This is a genomic window from Actinoplanes sp. TBRC 11911, from assembly GCF_012933445.1.
Lineage (GTDB): Bacteria > Actinomycetota > Actinomycetes > Mycobacteriales > Micromonosporaceae > Actinoplanes.
The window spans coordinates 1-2,140 of the sequence record NZ_JABBNC010000072.1 but is presented as its reverse complement, the minus strand read 5'-3'; the positions used below and the strand labels follow the sequence as shown (position 1 = coordinate 2,140).

Sequence of the window (2,140 nt, the reverse complement as noted above, 5' to 3'; positions counted from 1 at the left end):
GCACGTGCGAGTCGAACGTCCACACGTGCGTGAAGCCGGCCGTCTCCGCCTTCTTGGCCAGGTCGATCACGGCCCGCGCGGGCGGGTCGTTCTGGAGCACCACACCGATGTCCATGCCTTCCCCCTACAGCAGGTAGTCGGAGAGGCCGCGGCGGAGGTATTTCCCGCGGCCCGCGCGCCCGGTGTACTCGCCGCCGGCGCTGATCACCTCGCCCCGGGAGATCACGGTGTCGACCTTGCCGTCGATCTCCCACCCCTCCCAGGCGGAGTAGTCCATGTTCATGTGGTGGGTCTCCACGCTTATCCGGGTACGCCCGTTCGGGTCGTACAGCACGATGTCGGCGTCGGAGCCGGGTGCGATGACGCCCTTGCGCGGGTAGAGGCCGAACATCCGGGCCGGGGTCGTCGCGATCGTCTCCACCCAGCGCGCGAGCGACAGCTTGCCGTCGACCACGCCCTGGTAGAGCAGGTCGACGCGGTGTTCGACGCTGCCGATGCCGTTCGGGATTTTGGAGAAGTCGCCGAGGCCCATCTCTTTCTGGTCTTTCATGCAGAACGGGCAGTGGTCGGTGGAGACCACGGACAGGTCGTTGGTGCGCAGGCCCTGCCACAGGTCGGCGCGGTGGCTCTCGTTCTTGGAGCGCAGCGGCGTCGAGCAGACCCACTTGGCGCCTTCGAAGCCGGGCGCGCCGAGCTGGTCCTCCAGGGTCAGGTAGAGGTATTGCGGGCAGGTCTCGGCGAACACGTTGCGGCCCAGGTCGCGGGCGTTGCGGACCTGTTCGAGGGCCTTCGACGCGCTCAGGTGCACGATGTAGAGCGGGCAGTCGGCCGCCACCGCCGCGAGCCAGATCGCCCGGCTGGTGGCCTCCGCCTCCAGCTCCTGCGGCCGCGTCACGCCGTGGTAGTACGGGTCGGTCTCGCCGCGTTCCAGGGCCTGCTTGACCAGTACGTCGATCGCCGGGCCGTTCTCCGCGTGCATCATGATCAGGGCGCCGTTCTCGCGCGCCCGCTGCATCGCCCGCAGGATCTGGCCGTCGTCGGAGTAGAAGACGCCCGGGTAGGCCATGAACAGCTTGAAGCTGGTGATGCCCTCGTTCGCGACCAGGTAGTCCATCGCCTTGAGCGCGTCGTCGTCCACACCACCGAGGATCATGTGGAAGCCGTAGTCGATGTGGCAGGCGCCCTCGGTCTTGGCGTGCCAGGCGGCCAGCCCGTCCTGCACCACCTCGCCGTAGCGCTGGATCGCGAAATCGATGATCGTGGTGGTGCCCCCGATCGCGGCGGCTTTGGTGCCGGTGTCGAAAGTGTCGCTGGCCTCGGTCCCGCCGAAAGGCATCTGCATGTGGGTGTGCGCGTCGATCGCCCCGGGGATCACGTACTTGCCGGTGGCGTCGACGATCTGGACGCCCTCGGACGGGCCTTGGCCGGGCGCGAAGATCGCGGCGATCGTCTCGCCGTCGACGAGCACGTCGTTTTTGACGGCGCCGGACGGCCCGATGACGGTGCCGCCGGTGATGAGCATGCTCACGGCTGCACCGTCCGCTGGTAGGACTCGGGGCGGCGGTCGCGGTAGAACTGCCAGCGGTCGCGCACGACAGCGAGCAGTTCCAGGTCGAGGTCGCGGACGATCAGTTCGGCCTCGTGGGTGTCGCCGACGTCGCCGACGAACTTGCCTTCGGGGTCGACGAAGTAGGACTGCCCGTAGAAGTCGTCATCGCCCAGCGGCTCGACACCGACCCGGTTGATCGCGCCGATGAAATACTCGTTGGCCACTGCGCTGGCCGGCTGCTCGAGCTGCCACAGGTAGGACGAGAGGCCGCGGCTGGTCGCCGACGGGTTGAACACGATCTTCGCGCCGGCCAGGCCGAGTTCGCGCCAGCCTTCGGGGAAGTGCCGGTCGTAGCAGATGTAGACGCCGATCCGGCCGATCGCGGTGTCGAACACCGGATATCCCAGATTCCCGGGCCGGAAGTAGAACTTCTCCCAGAAGCCCTTGACCTGCGGGATGTGGTTCTTGCGGTATTTGCCGAGGTAGGTGCCGTCGGCGTCGAGGACGGCGGCGGTGTTGTAGAGGACGCCTTCCTGTTCTTTCTCGTACATGGGCAGGATCATCACCATGCCCAGCTCGGCGGCCAGGGCC

Annotated in this window: 2 protein-coding genes; both read right to left on the bottom strand. The window is 67.4% G+C overall.

All coding sequences use genetic code 11. From position 1 onward, the window contains the following. Positions 1-124: 124 nt before the first annotated feature. Entirely contained in the window at positions 125-1,522 is a 1,398-nt protein-coding gene (hydA, locus tag HH310_RS42935; protein WP_211193342.1) for a dihydropyrimidinase, read from the bottom strand. Between the two features lie 2 nt (positions 1,523-1,524). Continuing rightward, positions 1,525-2,140, bottom strand: a 616-nt coding sequence (locus HH310_RS42930; RefSeq protein WP_169181539.1) for a nitrilase-related carbon-nitrogen hydrolase, incomplete at its 5' end; no start/stop codon positions are given.